Annotated in this window: 12 protein-coding genes; 8 read left to right on the top strand and 4 right to left on the bottom strand. The window is 61.1% G+C overall.

Going from position 1 to position 16,710, the window contains the following annotated elements; genetic code table 11:
- Positions 1–203: 203 nt before the first annotated feature.
- From AOA60_RS21270 to pbpC, 8 genes are all read left to right on the top strand, one after another.
- Positions 204–821, top strand: coding sequence for a CDP-alcohol phosphatidyltransferase family protein (locus AOA60_RS21270; RefSeq protein ID WP_099586106.1), 618 nt, complete (start codon positions 204–206; stop codon positions 819–821).
- Between the two features lie 10 nt (positions 822–831).
- Positions 832–2,586, top strand: a complete 1,755-nt coding sequence (locus tag AOA60_RS21275) for a bifunctional alpha/beta hydrolase/class I SAM-dependent methyltransferase (RefSeq protein WP_099586107.1) — start codon at positions 832–834, stop codon at positions 2,584–2,586.
- 2 nt (positions 2,587–2,588) lie between these two features.
- Positions 2,589–3,887, top strand: a complete 1,299-nt coding sequence (locus AOA60_RS21280) for a phosphatase PAP2/dual specificity phosphatase family protein (protein WP_099586108.1) — start codon at positions 2,589–2,591, stop codon at positions 3,885–3,887.
- Positions 3,877–4,320, top strand: coding sequence for a hypothetical protein (locus tag AOA60_RS21285; protein ID WP_099586109.1), 444 nt, complete (start codon positions 3,877–3,879; stop codon positions 4,318–4,320). Before AOA60_RS21280 ends, AOA60_RS21285 begins: the two co-directional genes overlap by 11 nt.
- 9 nt (positions 4,321–4,329) lie before the next feature.
- Entirely contained in the window at positions 4,330–4,950 is a 621-nt protein-coding gene (locus AOA60_RS21290; protein WP_099586110.1) for a 1-acyl-sn-glycerol-3-phosphate acyltransferase, read from the top strand.
- A 1-nt stretch (position 4,951) separates the two neighbouring features.
- Entirely contained in the window at positions 4,952–5,884 is a 933-nt protein-coding gene (locus tag AOA60_RS21295; RefSeq protein ID WP_032885177.1) for a phosphatidate cytidylyltransferase, read from the top strand.
- A gap of 203 nt (positions 5,885–6,087) precedes the next feature.
- Positions 6,088–11,892 (top strand): alpha-2-macroglobulin, encoded by a 5,805-nt coding sequence (locus AOA60_RS21300; protein WP_099586244.1) that lies wholly within the window; start codon positions 6,088–6,090, stop codon positions 11,890–11,892.
- Positions 11,873–14,170 (top strand): penicillin-binding protein 1C, encoded by a 2,298-nt coding sequence (gene pbpC, locus AOA60_RS21305; RefSeq protein ID WP_099586111.1) that lies wholly within the window; start codon positions 11,873–11,875, stop codon positions 14,168–14,170. The genes AOA60_RS21300 and pbpC overlap by 20 nt, the downstream gene beginning before the upstream one ends.
- Positions 14,171–14,177: 7 nt before the next feature.
- Here pbpC and AOA60_RS21310 read toward each other — a convergent pair whose 3' ends face one another.
- The 4 genes from AOA60_RS21310 to AOA60_RS21325 form a co-directional block, all read right to left on the bottom strand.
- Entirely contained in the window at positions 14,178–14,402 is a 225-nt protein-coding gene (locus AOA60_RS21310; protein ID WP_178075382.1) for a hypothetical protein, read from the bottom strand.
- A 210-nt stretch (positions 14,403–14,612) separates the two neighbouring features.
- On the bottom strand, positions 14,613–14,978 hold the full coding sequence (locus tag AOA60_RS21315; protein ID WP_099586245.1) for a hypothetical protein: 366 nt from the start codon (positions 14,976–14,978) through the stop codon (positions 14,613–14,615).
- 263 nt (positions 14,979–15,241) lie between these two features.
- Positions 15,242–15,634 (bottom strand): hypothetical protein, encoded by a 393-nt coding sequence (locus tag AOA60_RS21320; protein WP_070411934.1) that lies wholly within the window; start codon positions 15,632–15,634, stop codon positions 15,242–15,244.
- Positions 15,635–16,003: 369 nt separating this feature from the next.
- A complete protein-coding gene (locus AOA60_RS21325) occupies positions 16,004–16,642 on the bottom strand; it encodes an antitoxin Xre/MbcA/ParS toxin-binding domain-containing protein (RefSeq protein WP_256592858.1) in 639 nt (212 codons plus the stop codon).
- Positions 16,643–16,710: the final 68 nt, after the last annotated feature.

The following is a 16,710-nucleotide window of genomic DNA, read 5'->3' on the forward strand; positions in this document are numbered from 1 at the left end:
TTCGTTACGATATAACACGGAGCGTGAAATTTTTGTTCGATGAACAGCGTTTTAAGCGGTACATCGATCCAATGTGGGAGGGGGCTTGCCAGATCGTGACTAAACCCCCATAAACACGCGCCATCACTGGTGAACGCCGTGATTAATCGGCACACTCCAAGCCAGTTTTTCGCGGGCTCACGGACAAGGAAGCGTCACCCCCCATGATTTCGATCTATCAGCTCAAACCGCGTTTTCAAAACCTGCTGCGCCCCCTCGTGCAGCGCCTCTACGACAACGGCACCACCGCCAACCAGATCACCGTGCTGGCCGGGGTGATTTCCCTGCTGGTGGGCCTGCTGATCGCCAGCTTCGCCCACCACCTGTGGCTGTTTGCGCTGATCCCGCTGTGGATGATTGCGCGCATGGCCCTCAACGCCATCGACGGCATGCTCGCCCGTGAATTCGGCCAGCAGTCGCGCCTGGGCGCCTACCTCAACGAACTGTGCGACGTGATCGCCGACAGTGCGCTGATCCTGCCCTTTGCACTGATCCCCGGCGTGAGCCTGGCGCCGGTGTTGCTGGTGGCCTTGCTCGCGGTGTTCAGCGAATACGCCGGTGTGCTCGGGCCGATGGTCGGTGCATCGCGGCGCTACGACGGGCCGATGGGCAAGAGTGATCGGGCCTTTGTACTCGGCGTGCTGGCCACCGGTGTAGCGCTGGGCTGGCTCGGCGCGGGTTGGGTCGACACGGTGATGTGGCTGGTCGCCGCCCTGCTCGCCTACACCCTGGTCAACCGCGTACGCCAAGGCCTGAAAGAAACCCCTTCCCCTTCTGCATAAGGATTTTGCGATGCGCGAACAGCAAGCACACACTTTCAGCACCCATGATGGCGTCGAGCTTTTTTACCGACACTGGCCGGCCACTTCCCCTGCGGAGGGCGAGCCACGCCAGGCGATCGTGCTGTTCCATCGCGGCCACGAGCACTCGGGGCGCATCGCCCATCTGGTCGATGAGCTGAACCTGCCCCAATTCGACTTCTTCGCCTGGGACGCCCGCGGCCACGGCCAATCCCCCGGCGAGCGTGGCGACAGCCCCAGCTTCGCCACCAGCGCCCGCGACGTGCAGACCTTCTGCGACCATATCGGCGCCACCTATGGCATCGAAGAGGAAAACTTCGCCGTCATCGCCCAAAGCGTCGGCGCGGTGATTGCGGCCACTTGGGTCCACGATTACGCGCCGAAAATCCGTGCGCTGGTGCTCGCCTCGCCAGCGTTCAAGGTCAAGCTGTACGTGCCGTTCGCCCGTCCAGGCCTGGCACTGATGCGCAAGTTTCGCGGCAACTTTTTCGTCAACAGCTACGTCAAGGCCAAGTTCCTCAGCCATGATCCGGAGCGGGTGGCGTCCTACGACAGCGATCCGCTGATCACCAAGGCCATCTCGGTGAATGTTCTGCTGGGCCTGTACGAAGCGGCCGACCGGGTTGTAGCCGACGCCCAGGCGATCCAGGTACCGACTCAACTGCTCATCTCCGGCTCCGACTTCGTGGTGCATCGAAAGCCCCAACAACAATTTTTCGACCGCCTTGGCAGCCTGAAAAAAGAGCTGCACATCCTGCCCGGTTTCTTCCACGACACCCTTGGCGAACGTGACCGCGCCGTGGCGGTGAGCAGCGCCCGGCGCTTTATCCTGCAAAACTTTGCACACCCGCTGGACCGCGCCTCCCTGCTCGACGCCGATAAACTCGGCGCCACCTGCGCCGAGTCCGAATCCCTCGCCGCGCCGCTGCCGCGCAATTCCCTGCGCGACCTGTACTGGCGCACGACCCGCGCCAGCATGGGCCTGGGCAAGAACCTGTCGGATGGGGTGAAACTGGGCTTCGACACCGGTTTCGACTCCGGCAGCACCCTGGACTACGTGTACCGCAATACGCCCACCGGCAAGGGCGGCCTGGGGCGGATGATCGACACCAACTACCTCAATTCCATCGGCTGGCGCGGCATCCGCCAGCGCAAGCTCAACGTCGAGGAACTGCTGCGCCTGGCCATGGCCAAGCTGCGTGGCGATGATCGCGAAGTGCGTATCGTCGATATCGCCGCCGGCCACGGGCGTTACATCCTGGAAGCCTTGCAGGGCGTGTCGCCGCTGCCGGAATCGATCCTGCTGCGCGACTACAGTGACATCAACGTGCGCGACGGTGGCGCGCTGATCCGCGAGAAAGGCCTGGGAGACATCGCACAATTCGTCAAAGGCGATGCGTTCGACCGCGCCGATCTGGCCGCTCTGGACCCCAAGCCGACCTTGGCCGTGGTGTCCGGGTTGTATGAATTGTTTGCCGATAACGCCATGGTCGGCGGTTCCCTGGCCGGCCTTGCCGAAGCCGTGGAGCCCGGTGGTTACCTGGTGTACACCGGCCAACCGTGGCACCCGCAACTGGAACTGATCGCCCGCGCATTGACCAGCCACCGCCAAGGTCAGGCCTGGGTGATGCGCCGCCGCAGCCAGGCAGAAATGGATCAATTGGTGGAGGCCGCAGGTTTCCGCAAGATCACCCAGCGTGTGGATGAGTGGGGCATCTTTACCGTGTCCCTGGCACAGAAGATCTGAACATGCGCGAACCCGGTTTGTTGAAACCCGCAGTGCTGTGGCTGCTACTGCTGGCACCGCTGTTTTTCAGCACCTACGGCTTTGCCACGTGGGTCACCAGCCAGCGCAGCGACGTGGGCACGCTGGTGTTCGGCTGGGAAACCCATATGCCGTTCTGGGCCTGGACCATCGTGCCCTACTGGTCCATCGACCTGCTGTATGGTTTCTCGCTGCTGCTGCCGAGCACCCGTCACGAACTCAAGCAGCATGCGCTGCGCCTGCTGAGTGCCCAAGTGATTGCGGTGAGCTGCTTCCTGATCTGGCCGCTGCGCTTCACCTTCGAACGGCCGGAGCTGGATGGCGTGTTTGGTTGGCTGTTTGCGGTGCTGGCGGGCTTCGACAAGCCGTTCAACCAGGCACCGTCGCTGCATATCGCGCTGCTGGTGATCTTGTGGGTCATGTTCCAACGTCATACCCAAGGTTTCTGGCGCTGGCTGGTGCATGGCTGGTTCGCGCTCATCGGGATTTCGGTGCTGACCACTTATCAACATCACTTTATCGACTTACCCACAGGCGCCCTCGCCGGCTGGCTGTGCGTGTGGTTGTGGCCGCTGGAACATCCGAGCCCGCTGCTGAATGCACGACTTGCCCGAGATGCGAAGCGCTGGCGGCTGGGCGTGCGTTACGGCTTGGGCGCGCTGGCGTTGATCATCCCGGCCTTTAGCCTTGGCGGGTGGTGGCTGTGGCTGCTGTGGCCAGCGGTTTCCCTGGGGTTGGTCACGGCGAATTACTGCGTGCTGGGGGCTGCGGGTTTCCAGAAGCGCGCCGATGGCCGGCTCACTCCCGCCGCTCGCTGGTTGTATGCGCCCTATCTGGCGGGCGCCTGGATCAACTCCCGGCTGTGGACACGCAAACATCCACAGCCTGACCGGGTTGTGGATAACGTTTGGCTGGGGCGGATTCCTACCGCAAAGGAGCAGGGTTCGTTCAGCGCCATCGTCGATCTCTGCGCCGAACTGCCGATTAATCCACAGGGCCGCGCCTATCAATGCATTCCCGTGCTGGACCTGATCGCACCGACACCCGCCGAATGCCTGCAAGCGGCTGAGGCCATCGAACGCCTGCGTGCAAGCGGCTCGTTGCTGGTGTGCTGCGCCCTGGGCTACTCACGCAGCGCCACTGCTGTCGCCGCGTGGTTGTTGCACAGTGGGCGAGCCACCACGGTGGACCAAGCGCTGACTATTATTCGTACAGCGCGGACCGATGTGGTCCTGCACCCCGCTCACCGTGAAGCGTTGGAGGGTTTGCCCCATGCCCGCTGATATGGAACTCCAGGTCGTCGCCAGCCTGCTGCGTCGCGGCCGCTCGCTGGATCAGTTATCCACAGGCCTGACCGTGGCCGGTGTGTTGTTCGGCCTGGCGCAATTGCTGATGCCGAGTGTTACGCCGATCTGCCTGTTGCTCAGCCTGTGGATGATCATCCTCGGGCTGCTGCAAAAGTACTGGGCGCTGCGTGTGGCCTTCGACGCCGACCTGTTCGCGTTGCTGGCCCGTGATACTGAGCGCACCGCCGACCTCGACCAGGCGCTGCAAACCCTCGGCCTGCAATCGCCCAAGCGTGCCGGCCGCCCCTGGACCGAGCGCCGTCGCGGCGCCCTCAAACTGTTGCGCAAACAAGCCTGGCTGCTGAGCGCGCAAGCGCTGCTGACCCTGGGCGTGATCCTCGCCAGCCCTTGGCTGCCTTTCGCCGGATAAGGAATCCCCATGTTCGAACCCGTGGTCGCCACGCTGATTACCTCCATGGCCCGCACCGTCACCGGGGCCCGCAGCCTGTGGCTGGGGTGTGCGCCGGTGCCGGTGCAACGCATCTATTTCGCCAACCACAGCAGCCACGGCGACTTTGTGCTGCTGTGGGCCTCGTTGCCGCAAAACCTGCGCAAATTCACGCGCCCGGTGGCCGGCAGCGATTACTGGAATAAAAGCGCGCTGCGTCGCTACATCATCAACCGGGTGTTCAACGGCGTGCTGATCGATCGCGAACGCAAAGAGCCTGTGGATAACCCTTTGCAGCCGATGCTCGCCGCCCTGGAAGGCGGCGATTCGTTGATCATCTTCCCTGAAGGCACGCGCAATCCGGAGGACGGCTTGCTGCCGTTCAAAAGCGGGCTGTACCACCTGGCAAAAAGTTACCCACAGGCCGAATTGATCCCGGTGTGGATCGCCAACCTCAACCGGGTCATGCCCAAGGGGCGGGTCTTGCCGCTGCCGTTGTTATGCACAACCAGCTTTGGTGCGCCACTGCAACTGGAGGACGGTGAAGATAAGGCGCTGTTCCTGGCCCGTACCCGCGACGCCTTGCTCGCCCTCGCCCCGGAGCATGTCTGACATGGATAGCCAAACCCTGATGTTATTCGGCGGGATCGGCGCGATCCTGGTGCTCGCCTCGCTGATCGGCCTGATCCTCAAACTGCGCACCCGTGGCACGCCAAACGCGGTGATCGACAACCTCAACGCCCGCATCAACGCCTGGTGGGTGATGGTGGTGGTGATCGGCATCGCCTTCTGGCTCGGCACCGGCGCGGTGATCCTGTTGTTCTACGCGGTGTCGTTCTACGCCCTGCGCGAATTCCTCACCCTCACGCCGACCCGGCGCAGCGACTACCCGGCGCTGGTGGCGGCGTTTTACCTGGCGTTGCCACTGCAATACCTGCTGATTTATTCGGACTGGTACGGGCTGTTCTCGATCTTCATCCCGGTGTACGTGTTTTTGCTGCTGCCGATCCTCGCCTCGCTGGGCGGCGACACCACGCACTTCCTGGAACGTGCCTCAAAAGTGCAATGGGGCCTGATGATCGCGGTGTTCTGCGTGTCCTTCGTCCCGGCGTTGCTGACGCTGGACATCCCCGGCTACGAAGGCCGCAACCTGCTACTGATCGCCTACCTGGTGATCGTGGTGCAACTGTCAGACGTGCTCCAGTACGTGTGTGGGAAATTGTTCGGCAAACACAAGATCGCGCCCAACCTGTCGCCGTCTAAAACCGTGGAAGGCTTTGTCGGCGGGATTTTGCTGTCATCGCTGATCGGTGCGGCGCTGTGGTGGACCACACCGTTCAACCCGTGGCAGTCGTTTTTGATTGCGCTGCTGATCAACCTGCTGGGGTTTGCCGGTGGGATTGTGATGTCGGCAATCAAGCGCGACCGGGGCGTGAAAGACTGGGGTCACATGATCGAAGGCCATGGCGGGATGCTGGATCGGTTGGATTCGGTGTGTTTTGCGGCGCCGATCTTCTTCCACCTGGTGCGCTACTGGTGGACGTGACCCCACCGTTCGCAGCACCAACGAGCTTAAAGGCTGACCGATAACCCTTGTGGTGAGCGGGCTTGCCCGCGCTGGGCTGCGCAGCAGCCCCTAACCAGACGCTGAGTTCCAACAGAAGGATCCCGGCGTGCGGCGTGTATCGGCGTCATCTTTTGTATCAAAGACCCTGTAAGATACGCCGCACTTAGCCAGGGATGCTCATCATGTTCGATTCGCTCAAAGCCATCAGCCGTCGTGTTGTCGGCGTGTTTCTGACCGTGGTGGGGGCCGTTTTCGGCCAATGGCATCCGCCGCTGTGGCTGCGGGCTATCGGCCGTGGCGTGGCGAAACTGGGCGCTAAAGCCCGTGCTTACCCGCGCCAGACGGGTGCCGGGTTGCTCGGGCTGGTATTGCTCGCAGCGGCTGGCTTCTACGGCTGGCACTGGTATTCCAACCTGCCGCAGCCACACACCGCGAGCTACTCGTTGCACAAACCCAACCTGACTGACTACACCCAGCCCACGCCGGTTGTGGATAACTTGCAGGTGCGTTTCGCCGAATCCGTGGCGCCGCTTGCCGCCATTGGCAAGCCTGTTACCGAGGGCATTACCCTCAAGCCTGAGGTCGCGGGCACCTGGCGCTGGGCAGATGACTGCAGCCTGTTGTTCGTGCCGGAAAAAGACTGGCCCATCGACGCCCATTACACCCTCGATCTGGCCAAGAAAAACCTGCTGGCAGACGGCGTATTGCTGGATCAGTACAGCACCCAGTTCTCCACGCAACCGTTCCGCGCCACCCTGGCCGCCAACGAGTTGTACCAGGATCCATCCAACCCGACGCTGAAACAGCTGGTGGCGACCTTCCGGTTTTCCCACCCGGTGGATGAAGACAACCTACGCAAGCGTGTAACCGTGACCCTCGGCAAAGGCCTGGCCTACCGCGACGCCCAGTTGCCCAATCGCCCGGAAATCACCTTCGACGAGAAGAAGCTCAACGCCTACGTACGCTCCGCCGCCCTGGCCACCCCGCTGGAAAGCACACCGGTCAGCGCCAAGCTCGACGAAGGCATCAAGGCCCGCGACGGCGGCAATGCCAGCGCCGCGCCATTGGTGGCCGAAGTCACCGTACCCGGCCGCTATCGCCTGACCTTTTCCGGCGCCGAAGTCCGCTTTGTGGATAACGAACGCGCCGAGCCAGAACCGGTGCTGATGTTCAGCAGTTCCAGCGCGGTAGCCGATGACACCATCGCCGGTAAGGTCCAGGCCTGGTTGTTGCCAGAAAAAGCCCAGGACGACACGCGCCCTTACACCACCAATGAGATCGACGACGCCCTGCTCGCCCGCAGCACCAAGGTCAACCTGACCCACGTGCCCAGCGTCGAACCGCTGAACACCCTGCATGCCTTCAAGTTCAAGGCTCCGGCCGGTCGTGCGCTGTATGTGCGCGTGCCCGCCAACCTGGAAGCCATTGGTGGTTATCTGGCAAAAAATCCTACGGCGTCGCTGGTGAGCATGCCGGCGTATCCGCGCACCTTGCAGTTCCTGTCTGACGGCGCCCTGCTCAGCCTTACCGGTGAAAAACGCTTGGGCTTCATGGCCCGTGGCGTGCCCGGCGCCCACGTGGAAATCGCCCGCCTGTTGCCCAACCAGTTGCAGCACCTGGTGGACCAGAGCAGCGGCAGCTTTGCGCGACCGAACTTCGGCAATGAGTACTTCGATCGCATGGTCGAGCGTCAGTCCCTGGACATTGCGCTGTCATCCAATGACCCGGCCAAAACCGTCTACGACAACGTGGACTTGAGCCACTACCTCACCGCCAACGGCGGCCGTCGCGGCATTTTTGTGCTCAAGCTCAGCCCACAGGATGAGCCGGCCGAGCGTACCTTCGACTACGACCGCAGCAGCACCAGTGACCTGCGGTTTATCGTGGTGACCGACCTCGGCATCATCGCCAAACGCTCCAGCGATGGCAGCCATGACGTGTATGTGCAGTCCATCGGCAATGGTTCTCCGGTGGCCGACGCGCAGGTCGACATCATCGGGCGCAACGGCTTGCCGGTTAGCAGCGGCCACACCGACGGCGAAGGCCATGTGCATTTCGCCAAGCTGGATGAACTGCGCCGTGAGAAAACGCCGCTGATGTATGTAGTCAGTCGCGGCAATGACCAGTCGTTCCTGCCGATTGCCCGTCAGTCCCAGCAGCTGGATTTGTCGCGCTTCGATGTAGGCGGTTTGGAAGAAGACGGTGCGATTGATCGCCTCAGCGCCTACCTGTTTACCGACCGCGGCCTGTACCGGCCTGGCGAAACTGCTCACTTGGGCATGATCGTGCGCAGCGGCAACTGGAAAGGCGCTCTGCAAGGCCTGCCGGTGGAGCTGCAAATCACCGATCCACGGGGTCTGGAAGTGATTCGCCAGCCGCTGAAGCTGTCCGCCAGCGGGTTTGAAACCTTTGATTTCCCCAGCAGCGAAGTCGCCCCCGCCGGGGACTACACCGCGACTTTGCAGTTGATTGGCCAGAAACAGACCCGCACCGACCTGGGCAGTGTCAGCTTCAAGGTCCGCGACTTCGAGCCGGACCGCATGAAAGTCAGCCTGAGCCTGCATGACACGCCGGTACCGGGCTGGATTGCGCCGGACCAGGTGGTGGCCAAAGTCACCGCCATGCACCTGTTCGGCGCCCCGGCCTCGGGCCGTCGCGTCACGGCAAAAATGTCCCTGAGCCCGACGCTTGCGGCCTTTGACCGTTACCCCGATTACCGCTTCCGCCTCAATGATTCCCTGGAAGACGCCAGCACCGAAGACCTGGCCGAAACCACCGTCGACGATAACGGCCAGGCGGTGCTCGACCTCAACCTGCAACGTTTCGCCAACAGCACGTATCGCCTGCAAGTGATGACCCAGGTGTTTGAGGCCGAAGGTGGCCGCAACGTCGCAGCGCAAAGTGCCTTGCTGGTGTCGTCCGCGCCCTACCTGGTGGGTGTGAAAAGTCAGGACTCGCTGTCGTACGTTGCCAAGGATGCGCCACGCCAGGTGCAGTGGATGGCCGTCGCGCCAGACCTTTCGCCGCTGGCGGTGGATGGCCTGACCAGCGAAGTGGTCGAGCACCGTTATGTGTCGGTGCTGGTGAAGCAATCCAACGGTACCTACAAGTACGAGTCGCGCATCAAGAACATCAGCCAACCGGCCTCACCGCTGGTGATGACCAAGGACGGCGCCAAGCAGACCCTGAACACCGGCACACCAGGGGATTTCACCCTGCAAGTGAAGGACGCCAACGGCAACCTGCTCAACCAGATCGACTACAGCGTGGCCGGGCGCGGCAACACCTCGCGCTCCCTGGAGCGTAACGCCGAGCTGCAGCTGCGCCTGGATAAACGCAGCTACGCCACCGGTGATGAGATCGCCATCAGCATTCGCGCGCCGTACACCGGCGCGGGCTTGATCACCATCGAGCGCGATAAGGTCTACACCCAGCAGTGGTTCAAGGCTGACAGCACCAACAGCGTGCAACATATCCGCGTGCCTGCAGGGCTTGAGGGCAATGCCTACGTTAACGTGCAGTTCGTGCGGGACATCGGCTCGTCCGAGGTTTATATGAGCCCGCTGTCCTATGGCGTGGTGCCGTTCAGCATCAACCTGGATGCGCGGCGCATGGCGCTGAAGGTCGAAGGCCCGGCGAAGATCGAGCCGGGGCAGACCCTGGATATCAAGGTCAACGCCGACCGGCCGGGTCGCGCAGTGGTCTACGCGGTGGACGAAGGCATCCTGCAAGTAGCGCGCTATCAGACGCCGGATCCGCTGGGTTTCTTCTTCCAGAAACGTGCACTGGAGGTCGGCACCAGTCAGATTCTTGACCTGATCTTGCCGGAATTCAGCCGCCTGCTCAGTGGGGCAGCGCCCGGTGGCGATACGGAAGGCGCCCTGGCCAACCATCTCAACCCGTTCAAGCGTAAACATCAGCCGCCGGTGGCCTGGTGGTCCGGGCTGGTGGATTTGCCGGCCGGTGAGACCGTGCTGCATTACCAGGTACCGGACAGCTTCAACGGCAAGTTGCACCTGTTTTCCGTTGCGGTGGATACCGACAGTGTGGGCGTCAGCGAGGCGACGACCGACGTGCGCGGGCCGATCGTGATCACGCCCAACGTACCGGCCTTTGTGGCGCCAGGGGATGTGTTCACTGTCAGCACCGGGGTGTTCAGCAACCTCGACGCCGCAGCGCAGGTGAAGTTTGAGGTACAGACCAGCGCCGGCCTCGTGGTGCAGGGCGACAAGGGCAGCACGTTGTCGCTGCAACCACGCAAGGAAGGCACTGCCGAGTTCAAGATCAAGGTCGGCGACACGCTCGGGTCGGCGGACCTGCGCTTTGTTGCGGTGCTGCCGGATGGCAAGCGGATCCAAGTGGCAGAAACCACCTCGATCCGGCCCTTGAGCGAACACCGCGTGGCCCTGAGCCTGGGGCGTTTCGACAGCGCCAGCAAAGAGCTCAAGCCCACACGTGAACTGTTCAGCCAACTGCGTGATGTGCAACTGGGCGTGGCCGCCTCGCCGCTGGTATGGGCCAACGGCCTCAAGCATTACCTGGATGACTACGGCTATGCGTGCACCGAGCAGTTGGTGTCCAAGGCCATGCCGGCCTTGATCTGGGGCGGCACCGCACCCGAGGCTGAGCAAGCCTTCAACAGCGCGGTACGCATGTTGCGCCAGCGTCAGAACCAGGCCGGTGGCTTTGGTTTGTGGGCGGCCAACCCGGACGTGGCGCCGTACGCCAGCCTGTACGCAACCGACTTCCTGATCGAAGCCAAGGAGCGCGGGCTGCCGGTACCGGAAGATCTGCTGGTACGGTCGAATGCGTATCTGACAGACCTGGCCAACGGCCCGAGCGAAGGCTTGTCGGAATTGCGCAACCGCGCCTACGCCAGTTACCTGCTGAGCCGTCAGGGGATTCTGGTGAGCGGCGCGCTGAGCGACATCCGCGAGCGCTACGAAAGTTACTTCAAGGACAGCTGGCAGAACGACCTGGGCGCCGCCTATCTGGCAGCCAGCTACAAGCTGCTCAAGCAGGATCGCCAGGCCGACACGCTGTTTCGCAAAATCCCATGGCGTTCGCTGGTGGATAAGTGGGACAGCGACGGTCTGTACTACGACCCACTCGTGCACGACGCCGAACACTTGCACCTGCTGGCGCGCCACTTCCCTGAACTGATGGATGACGTGCCCACGGCGCTGCTGGACAAGCTTGGCAAACGCCTCAATGAGCAGCGCTACAACTCACTGTCGGCAGCCTTGTTGCTGCGCGCCCTGGACAACTATGGCCAGCGTGCGCAAAGCGACATGACCCTCAAGGCCACCGCCTGGCTGGGCGACAAGCAGCAACAATTGCTGGAGATGGCCGGCCAGCCACCGCGCGCCGCCGTACCGGGCGCCACGCAGAAGCTGGTCATGGAAAAATCCGACGGCCCTGCGGCGTTCTACATGCTCAGCGAAGCCGGTTTTGATAAGGGCACCAAGCTCAAAGCCATCAGCAATGGCCTGGAAATCATCCACGAATACCTCGACCTCAAAGGCGAGCCGGTGAGCAAGGTGGCAGTGGGCGACGAGTTCCTGGTGCGCCTGCGCCTGCGCGCCACCGACCGTGATCAAGTGCAGCAAGTGGCTGTGGTTGACCTACTGCCGGGTGGCGTCGAGCCTGTGTATAACTTGCCGCCGGAGCCGGAAGCCGCGAGCAGCGAGGAAAGCGAGGGCGAGGAATCCGAGTACGTAGAAGCCAGCGAAGAAGAAGCCGACACCTGGCAAGCCCCCATCGGCGAGACCGAGTTGAGCAACTGGCAGCCGGACTACGTGGATGTGCGGGATGATCGGGTGGTGTTGTACGGCACTGCGCTACGTGATGTAGGCACTTTCGTGTACCGCGTGCGCGCCACCAATGCAGGGACGTTCAACACGCCACCGGCCTACGCCGAAGGTATGTACGAAACCACCCTGCAAGGGCGTGGCAAAGTAGGCCAGCTTGAAATTACCAAGCCTTAAACGCCTGGCGCCGCTGCTGGCCGCAGCGGCGCTACTGGCGGGGTTGCGGCTGTGGCCCCATGCGCCGCTGGAACAGGCCGTCACGTCCTCCAGAGTGGTATTGGCCGACGACGGCTCGCTACTGCGCATGACCTTGGCCCAGGACGGCCAATATCGCCTGTGGCTACCGCTGGAGCGCATTTCGCCTTCATTGATTGAGGCCCTGCTGCTCAAGGAAGACCGCAATTTCTACTGGCACCCTGGGATCAATCCCCCGGCGTTGCTGCGGGCGGCCATGGCCACCTACAGCGGCGGCCAGCGCCAGGGCGGCTCGACCTTGAGCATGCAACTGGCGCGGCGCCTGTGGGGCCTCAACACCCGCCAGGTGCCCGGAAAATTGCAGCAAATGGCGTTGGCGCTGTGGCTGGAGGCGCGCTACAGCAAGCACGACATCCTTGAGGCGTACCTGAACCTGGCGCCCATGGGCGGCAATATTGAAGGTGCCGAAGCGGCCAGCCGCATTTACTTCGGTAAAGCAGCGGCGCAGTTATCGTTGTCCGAAGCCTTGGCGTTGGCAGTGATCCCGCAACAGCCGGGCCGGCGGGCGCGCTTCGGGCCTTCGCTGCAAAACGCCCGGCTGCGCCTGATGGCTGACTGGCGCGAGACTTATCCACAAGACCTGCGCAATGACAGTCTGCTGGACTTGCCCCTGGAAGCGCGCAATCGCCAGCAAATTCCTTTTTTGGCGCCGCACGTGAGCGAACAACTGCTGGCATCCCAAGCCGGTAACGAATTGAACAGCACCCTCAATCTGCCTTTGCAGCAATTGCTGGAGCGTCTGATCAGCGGGTTTATCGCCGAACGGCGCAGCACCGGTGTGGAAAACGCCACGGCGATCCTGATCGACAGCCGCGACCAGAGCGTGAAGGCGTTGGTGGGCTCGGCGGACTACTTATCCACAAGCATCCATGGGCAGGTCAATGGCGTGCTGTCACGGCGCTCGCCGGGGTCAACGCTCAAGCCGTTTCTCTACGGGCTGGCGTTGGACCAAGGGGTGATCCACCCCATGAGCATCCTCAAGGACTTACCGAGTAACTTCGGCTACTTCCAACCGGAAAACTTCGACGGCAGTTTTGTCGGGCCACTGACGGCGCGGGATGCGTTGATCCGTAGTCGCAATATTCCGGCCGTGTGGCTGGCCAGCCAGGTCAAGTCGCCGTCTCTGTACGGTTTGCTGCAACGCGCCGGCATCAAAGGCCTGCGCGACGAAGGCCATTACGGCCTGGCCCTGGCACTGGGTGGTGGCGAGATGACCCCGGAGGAGCTGGCGCGGCTGTATGTGATGTTAGCGGGAGACGGGCATTTACGGCCGTTGCGCTACTTGCAGGAACAGCCGCAAACCACCGGCGCGCAACTGCTCACGCCCCAGGCGGCCTTTATGGTACGCGACATGCTGCGGCGCAACCCGCGTCCCGATGGTCTGCCAGGCCGCCATTGGCGCACCGCCTGGAAAACGGGCACGTCATGGGGTTTTCATGATGCGTGGAGCGCCGGTCTGGTCGGCCCGTATGTGCTGGTGGTGTGGGTGGGTAATTTCGATGGTCGGCCGAACCCGGCGTTTATTGGCGCCAAGACGGCCGCGCCGTTGTTCTTCCGCATTGCGGACGCGTTGCCCCTGGCCTTGCCCAACGTCGCGATCAAAGCCGACAAGCCGCCCGCCGGGCTGGTGCGCATCGATATCTGCGCCGCCTCCGGCGAGCTGCCCAACCGCTGGTGCCCGCAAACCCGCAAAACCTGGTACATCCCCGGCGTCTCGCCGATTCGTGTGTCCAACCTGCACCGCCCGGTGCTGATCGACACGCGTACCGGCAAGGCCGCATGCCCGCCATTCGATCCGCAATACACGCGAGAGGAAATCTTCGAATTCTGGCCCAGCGACGTGCAACGCCTGTACCGCGCTGCCGGCCTGCCCCGCCGCACGCCGCCCAGCGTGATGAAAAACTGCCAACCCAACCGCATCACCGACCAGAGCGAAGCGCCGCAGATTCGCTCACCGCTGACCCAGGTGAGCTACCAACTGCGCCTGTCCCAACCCCAGGAAAGCATCCCGCTGAACGCCAACGCCGCCAGCGATGCGGCGACCCTGTATTGGTTTGCCGACCAGACCCTCATCGGCCAGGGCCCACCGCAAGCCACGCTGAACTGGCGGCCGGGCAAGTCGGGTGAATATCGGTTGCGGGTCAGTGATGATCAGGGGCGCAGTGCGAGCCGGGGGTTGCGGGTGGAGTTTGTGCCGTGAGCCTGGTTCAGTAAAAGCGCCGGTGCAGATCCGGGAACATCATCTGGGCGAACCAGACGGGCAACCCAGGAAAAATTGAGCGTGATTTCGCCGACGGCGCTTCGACCACCCCCATATCAATCAATTTCTTAAGCTGGTCGCTCGCCACGCGGTCATGCAGACCGGAGAACACTTTGAAGTCCGCACGGGCGATCTCTCCCTGCGTAAGCAAGATATGGATTGCCTTGGCCATTTCTTGCTTGAATCGACGCAGGGAAACCGGGGGACGGCCAGACAGGCTCCAGCCAGTGGTTTCCAGACATGAATTTATGCGTCATTTCGCTCATCTTTTCCGATTTATTTTCGGATCTATTTTTCCTGTAAGTCCAATACTAGCGGGATTAATAGAGAGTTTTATACATCTCTTTCCTCAAGATTTTTCCGATTTATTTTCTGTTTTTTTCTAACCGGCTAATTCAAGGTAGCTCGACTCCCCGCCTCCGGTAGCACCCGACAACCAACCCCATACAAAGCTCAGTCTGGTAAGCCCGGACTTATCCACAGCCACCGTGCCTCGCGACCATCCGGACAGCAGCTCACCGTCCAGCGTCAGGCATTGAAACAGCAGCTCAATGGTGTCGGCACCGGTGACGCGACCGACTTGCGTCCCCGTGCGGATTCGGCCGCCTTGGTAGGTGCTGGAAATAGCATCGCCGTCGACAAGGTAATGAAACACCGTGCCGGTACCGGAAAGGCCATGGGTGTTGCTGGCGACGGCAAACCGGCGATTGTGCAAAAGCTCGCCGGGTTGGTGAAAGGAAGAGGGGATCAACGTAGCGTCCTTGCGTTGAAACCTGGAGGCCGCGGGTGGTTACCAACAACATAGTTTGACACAGGCCCTCAAGTAAACCGGGGCCTTTAGGATGATCCGGGGTCCACACAACAGCAACATAGACTGACACAGGCGCGTCACATTTCAAATACGGTGCTCGATTGGTAACAACATAGATTGACACAATAGCGGCGGCGTTCATTAATGCCGAAACGCTATGCGAGCGCGACTTGCCACTCACCTGTGTGGGAGTGAGTTTTTCAGCACAGGCTCAGTGCGATGTCTAAATCTGTACGCAACCTTCGACCCGCCCCCATCAGCACATAAACTGTGTTTTTTGTTGGAAACAGGCAGTTGTGGGTGAAAGAAACACCCAGTGTTGTTTTGACCCAATCACCAGGTGCGAAGCGACCTTTACTATCTTGGATAACGGTCGAAGCGTAAACGAGAGCAGGAATTAGCTCCCTGTCCTTAATGGCTTTCAGCTGACTTGTTGTGACGTCGAGATCCAATATTGCCCAATCAGCAACAAGACAATAGGCACGGGAAGGGAAATGCAGGCGGGCGAGCGCTACAGCATCTGGTGTGGTGAGTTGGCATCCGTCTATTTTCTCACCATCAGAAAGCACTGAAATATAATCTGCCAAATTCATGACTACCTCCTGCCGATCAAAAAAACCGATTCGAACGAGAAGCATCACTCAGCTTAGCTGCTAGCGGATCACCAGGTTCCGATGCCGACGGATAGCAGCAGGGTGACCTCATGGCTGTTTCGTCTTCTCCCTTCATCTCACTGAACGGGATGATTTCTATCGAGCTGCCACCCGATAAAGTGGTTTGCGCCAGTACCCAGCTATGCCATTGCCGTGCGTGTATCTTTCTCAACGGTACGTGCCGATGTGAGTGAAACCTAGTGCTTCAATGGATGCCCGTGGATGCCGTATCGGCAAGGCGACGCCGGTATAGGCGCCTGAAATCCATGTTACTCAAGGGGCGGTAGACGCCGTTTGGCTGCGGCTGAATCAAAATGACATGCCCTCCGACACTTGAATCAGCATTTCTTCGACTAGATGTGTGCCAAAGGTTGTAGCAACCATCGACGATGGGCTTTCTCCCAAAAAGCGGGCTTTGGGTTTGGAAAGCCATTGTTTGGCCTTAACTTTGTCACCGAAGATCACCTCGGCCATGGCGGTAATATGTACAAACCGGAAAAGGCGATCGCTCTCAGGCAGGGTTAAGAGCTGATTGGCTGACAGTTTTGTTTTTAGCGTTTTGGGTTGAATGATTCTGTCGCGCTCTTCGTCGCTTAAGGTTCCATCATCACAAAGCATTTTGATCAGGCTGACCGAGAAGCCAGCTACTATCATGTCGTGAATGTTCAGATCCGAGGCATTGACAGAGATATGAAGAAGCCTCTCCAGACGCATGCGGTAAGCATGATAGACATCCTGACGCAGGACGCCAGAAACCATGGTCCGCAATGATGTTGCGTTGTGCACGGGCGTAAGCACTAGTGTGCCATTCGCTACGGTTAGCTCCAGGTCGTCCCCAACACCTAACCTCATTTGGTCAAGCAACTCTTGAGGCAGATCGATGATGATGTCGCCAGTACCGTCCTCAGTTTTTTGGCACTTGACTATCCAACGCTCGGTTTCACTCATGATCGTCCGGCCCTCATCCGCCATCAGAATGACACACATCATTATGCCTGGGCGCAGAGCTGACCAAA

The sequence above is a fragment of the Pseudomonas sp. 2822-17 genome (assembly GCF_002742485.1).
GTDB lineage: Bacteria > Pseudomonadota > Gammaproteobacteria > Pseudomonadales > Pseudomonadaceae > Aquipseudomonas > Aquipseudomonas cyclaminis.

Excerpts from the sequence above, each read along its gene's own strand:
- AOA60_RS21270 (WP_099586106.1), top strand. The coding sequence starts at position 204 with ATGATTTCGATCTATCAGCTCAAACCGCGTTTTCAAAACCTGCTGCGC.
- AOA60_RS21275 (WP_099586107.1), top strand. The coding sequence starts at position 832 with ATGCGCGAACAGCAAGCACACACTTTCAGCACCCATGATGGCGTCGAG.
- AOA60_RS21280 (WP_099586108.1), top strand. The coding sequence starts at position 2,589 with ATGCGCGAACCCGGTTTGTTGAAACCCGCAGTGCTGTGGCTGCTACTG.
- AOA60_RS21285 (WP_099586109.1), top strand. The coding sequence starts at position 3,877 with ATGCCCGCTGATATGGAACTCCAGGTCGTCGCCAGCCTGCTGCGTCGC.
- AOA60_RS21290 (WP_099586110.1), top strand. The coding sequence starts at position 4,330 with ATGTTCGAACCCGTGGTCGCCACGCTGATTACCTCCATGGCCCGCACC.
- AOA60_RS21295 (WP_032885177.1), top strand. The coding sequence starts at position 4,952 with ATGGATAGCCAAACCCTGATGTTATTCGGCGGGATCGGCGCGATCCTG.
- AOA60_RS21300 (WP_099586244.1), top strand. The coding sequence starts at position 6,088 with ATGTTCGATTCGCTCAAAGCCATCAGCCGTCGTGTTGTCGGCGTGTTT.
- AOA60_RS21310 (WP_178075382.1), bottom strand. The coding sequence starts at position 14,402 with ATGGCCAAGGCAATCCATATCTTGCTTACGCAGGGAGAGATCGCCCGT.
- AOA60_RS21320 (WP_070411934.1), bottom strand. The coding sequence starts at position 15,634 with ATGAATTTGGCAGATTATATTTCAGTGCTTTCTGATGGTGAGAAAATA.
- AOA60_RS21325 (WP_256592858.1), bottom strand. The coding sequence starts at position 16,642 with ATGAGTGAAACCGAGCGTTGGATAGTCAAGTGCCAAAAAACTGAGGAC.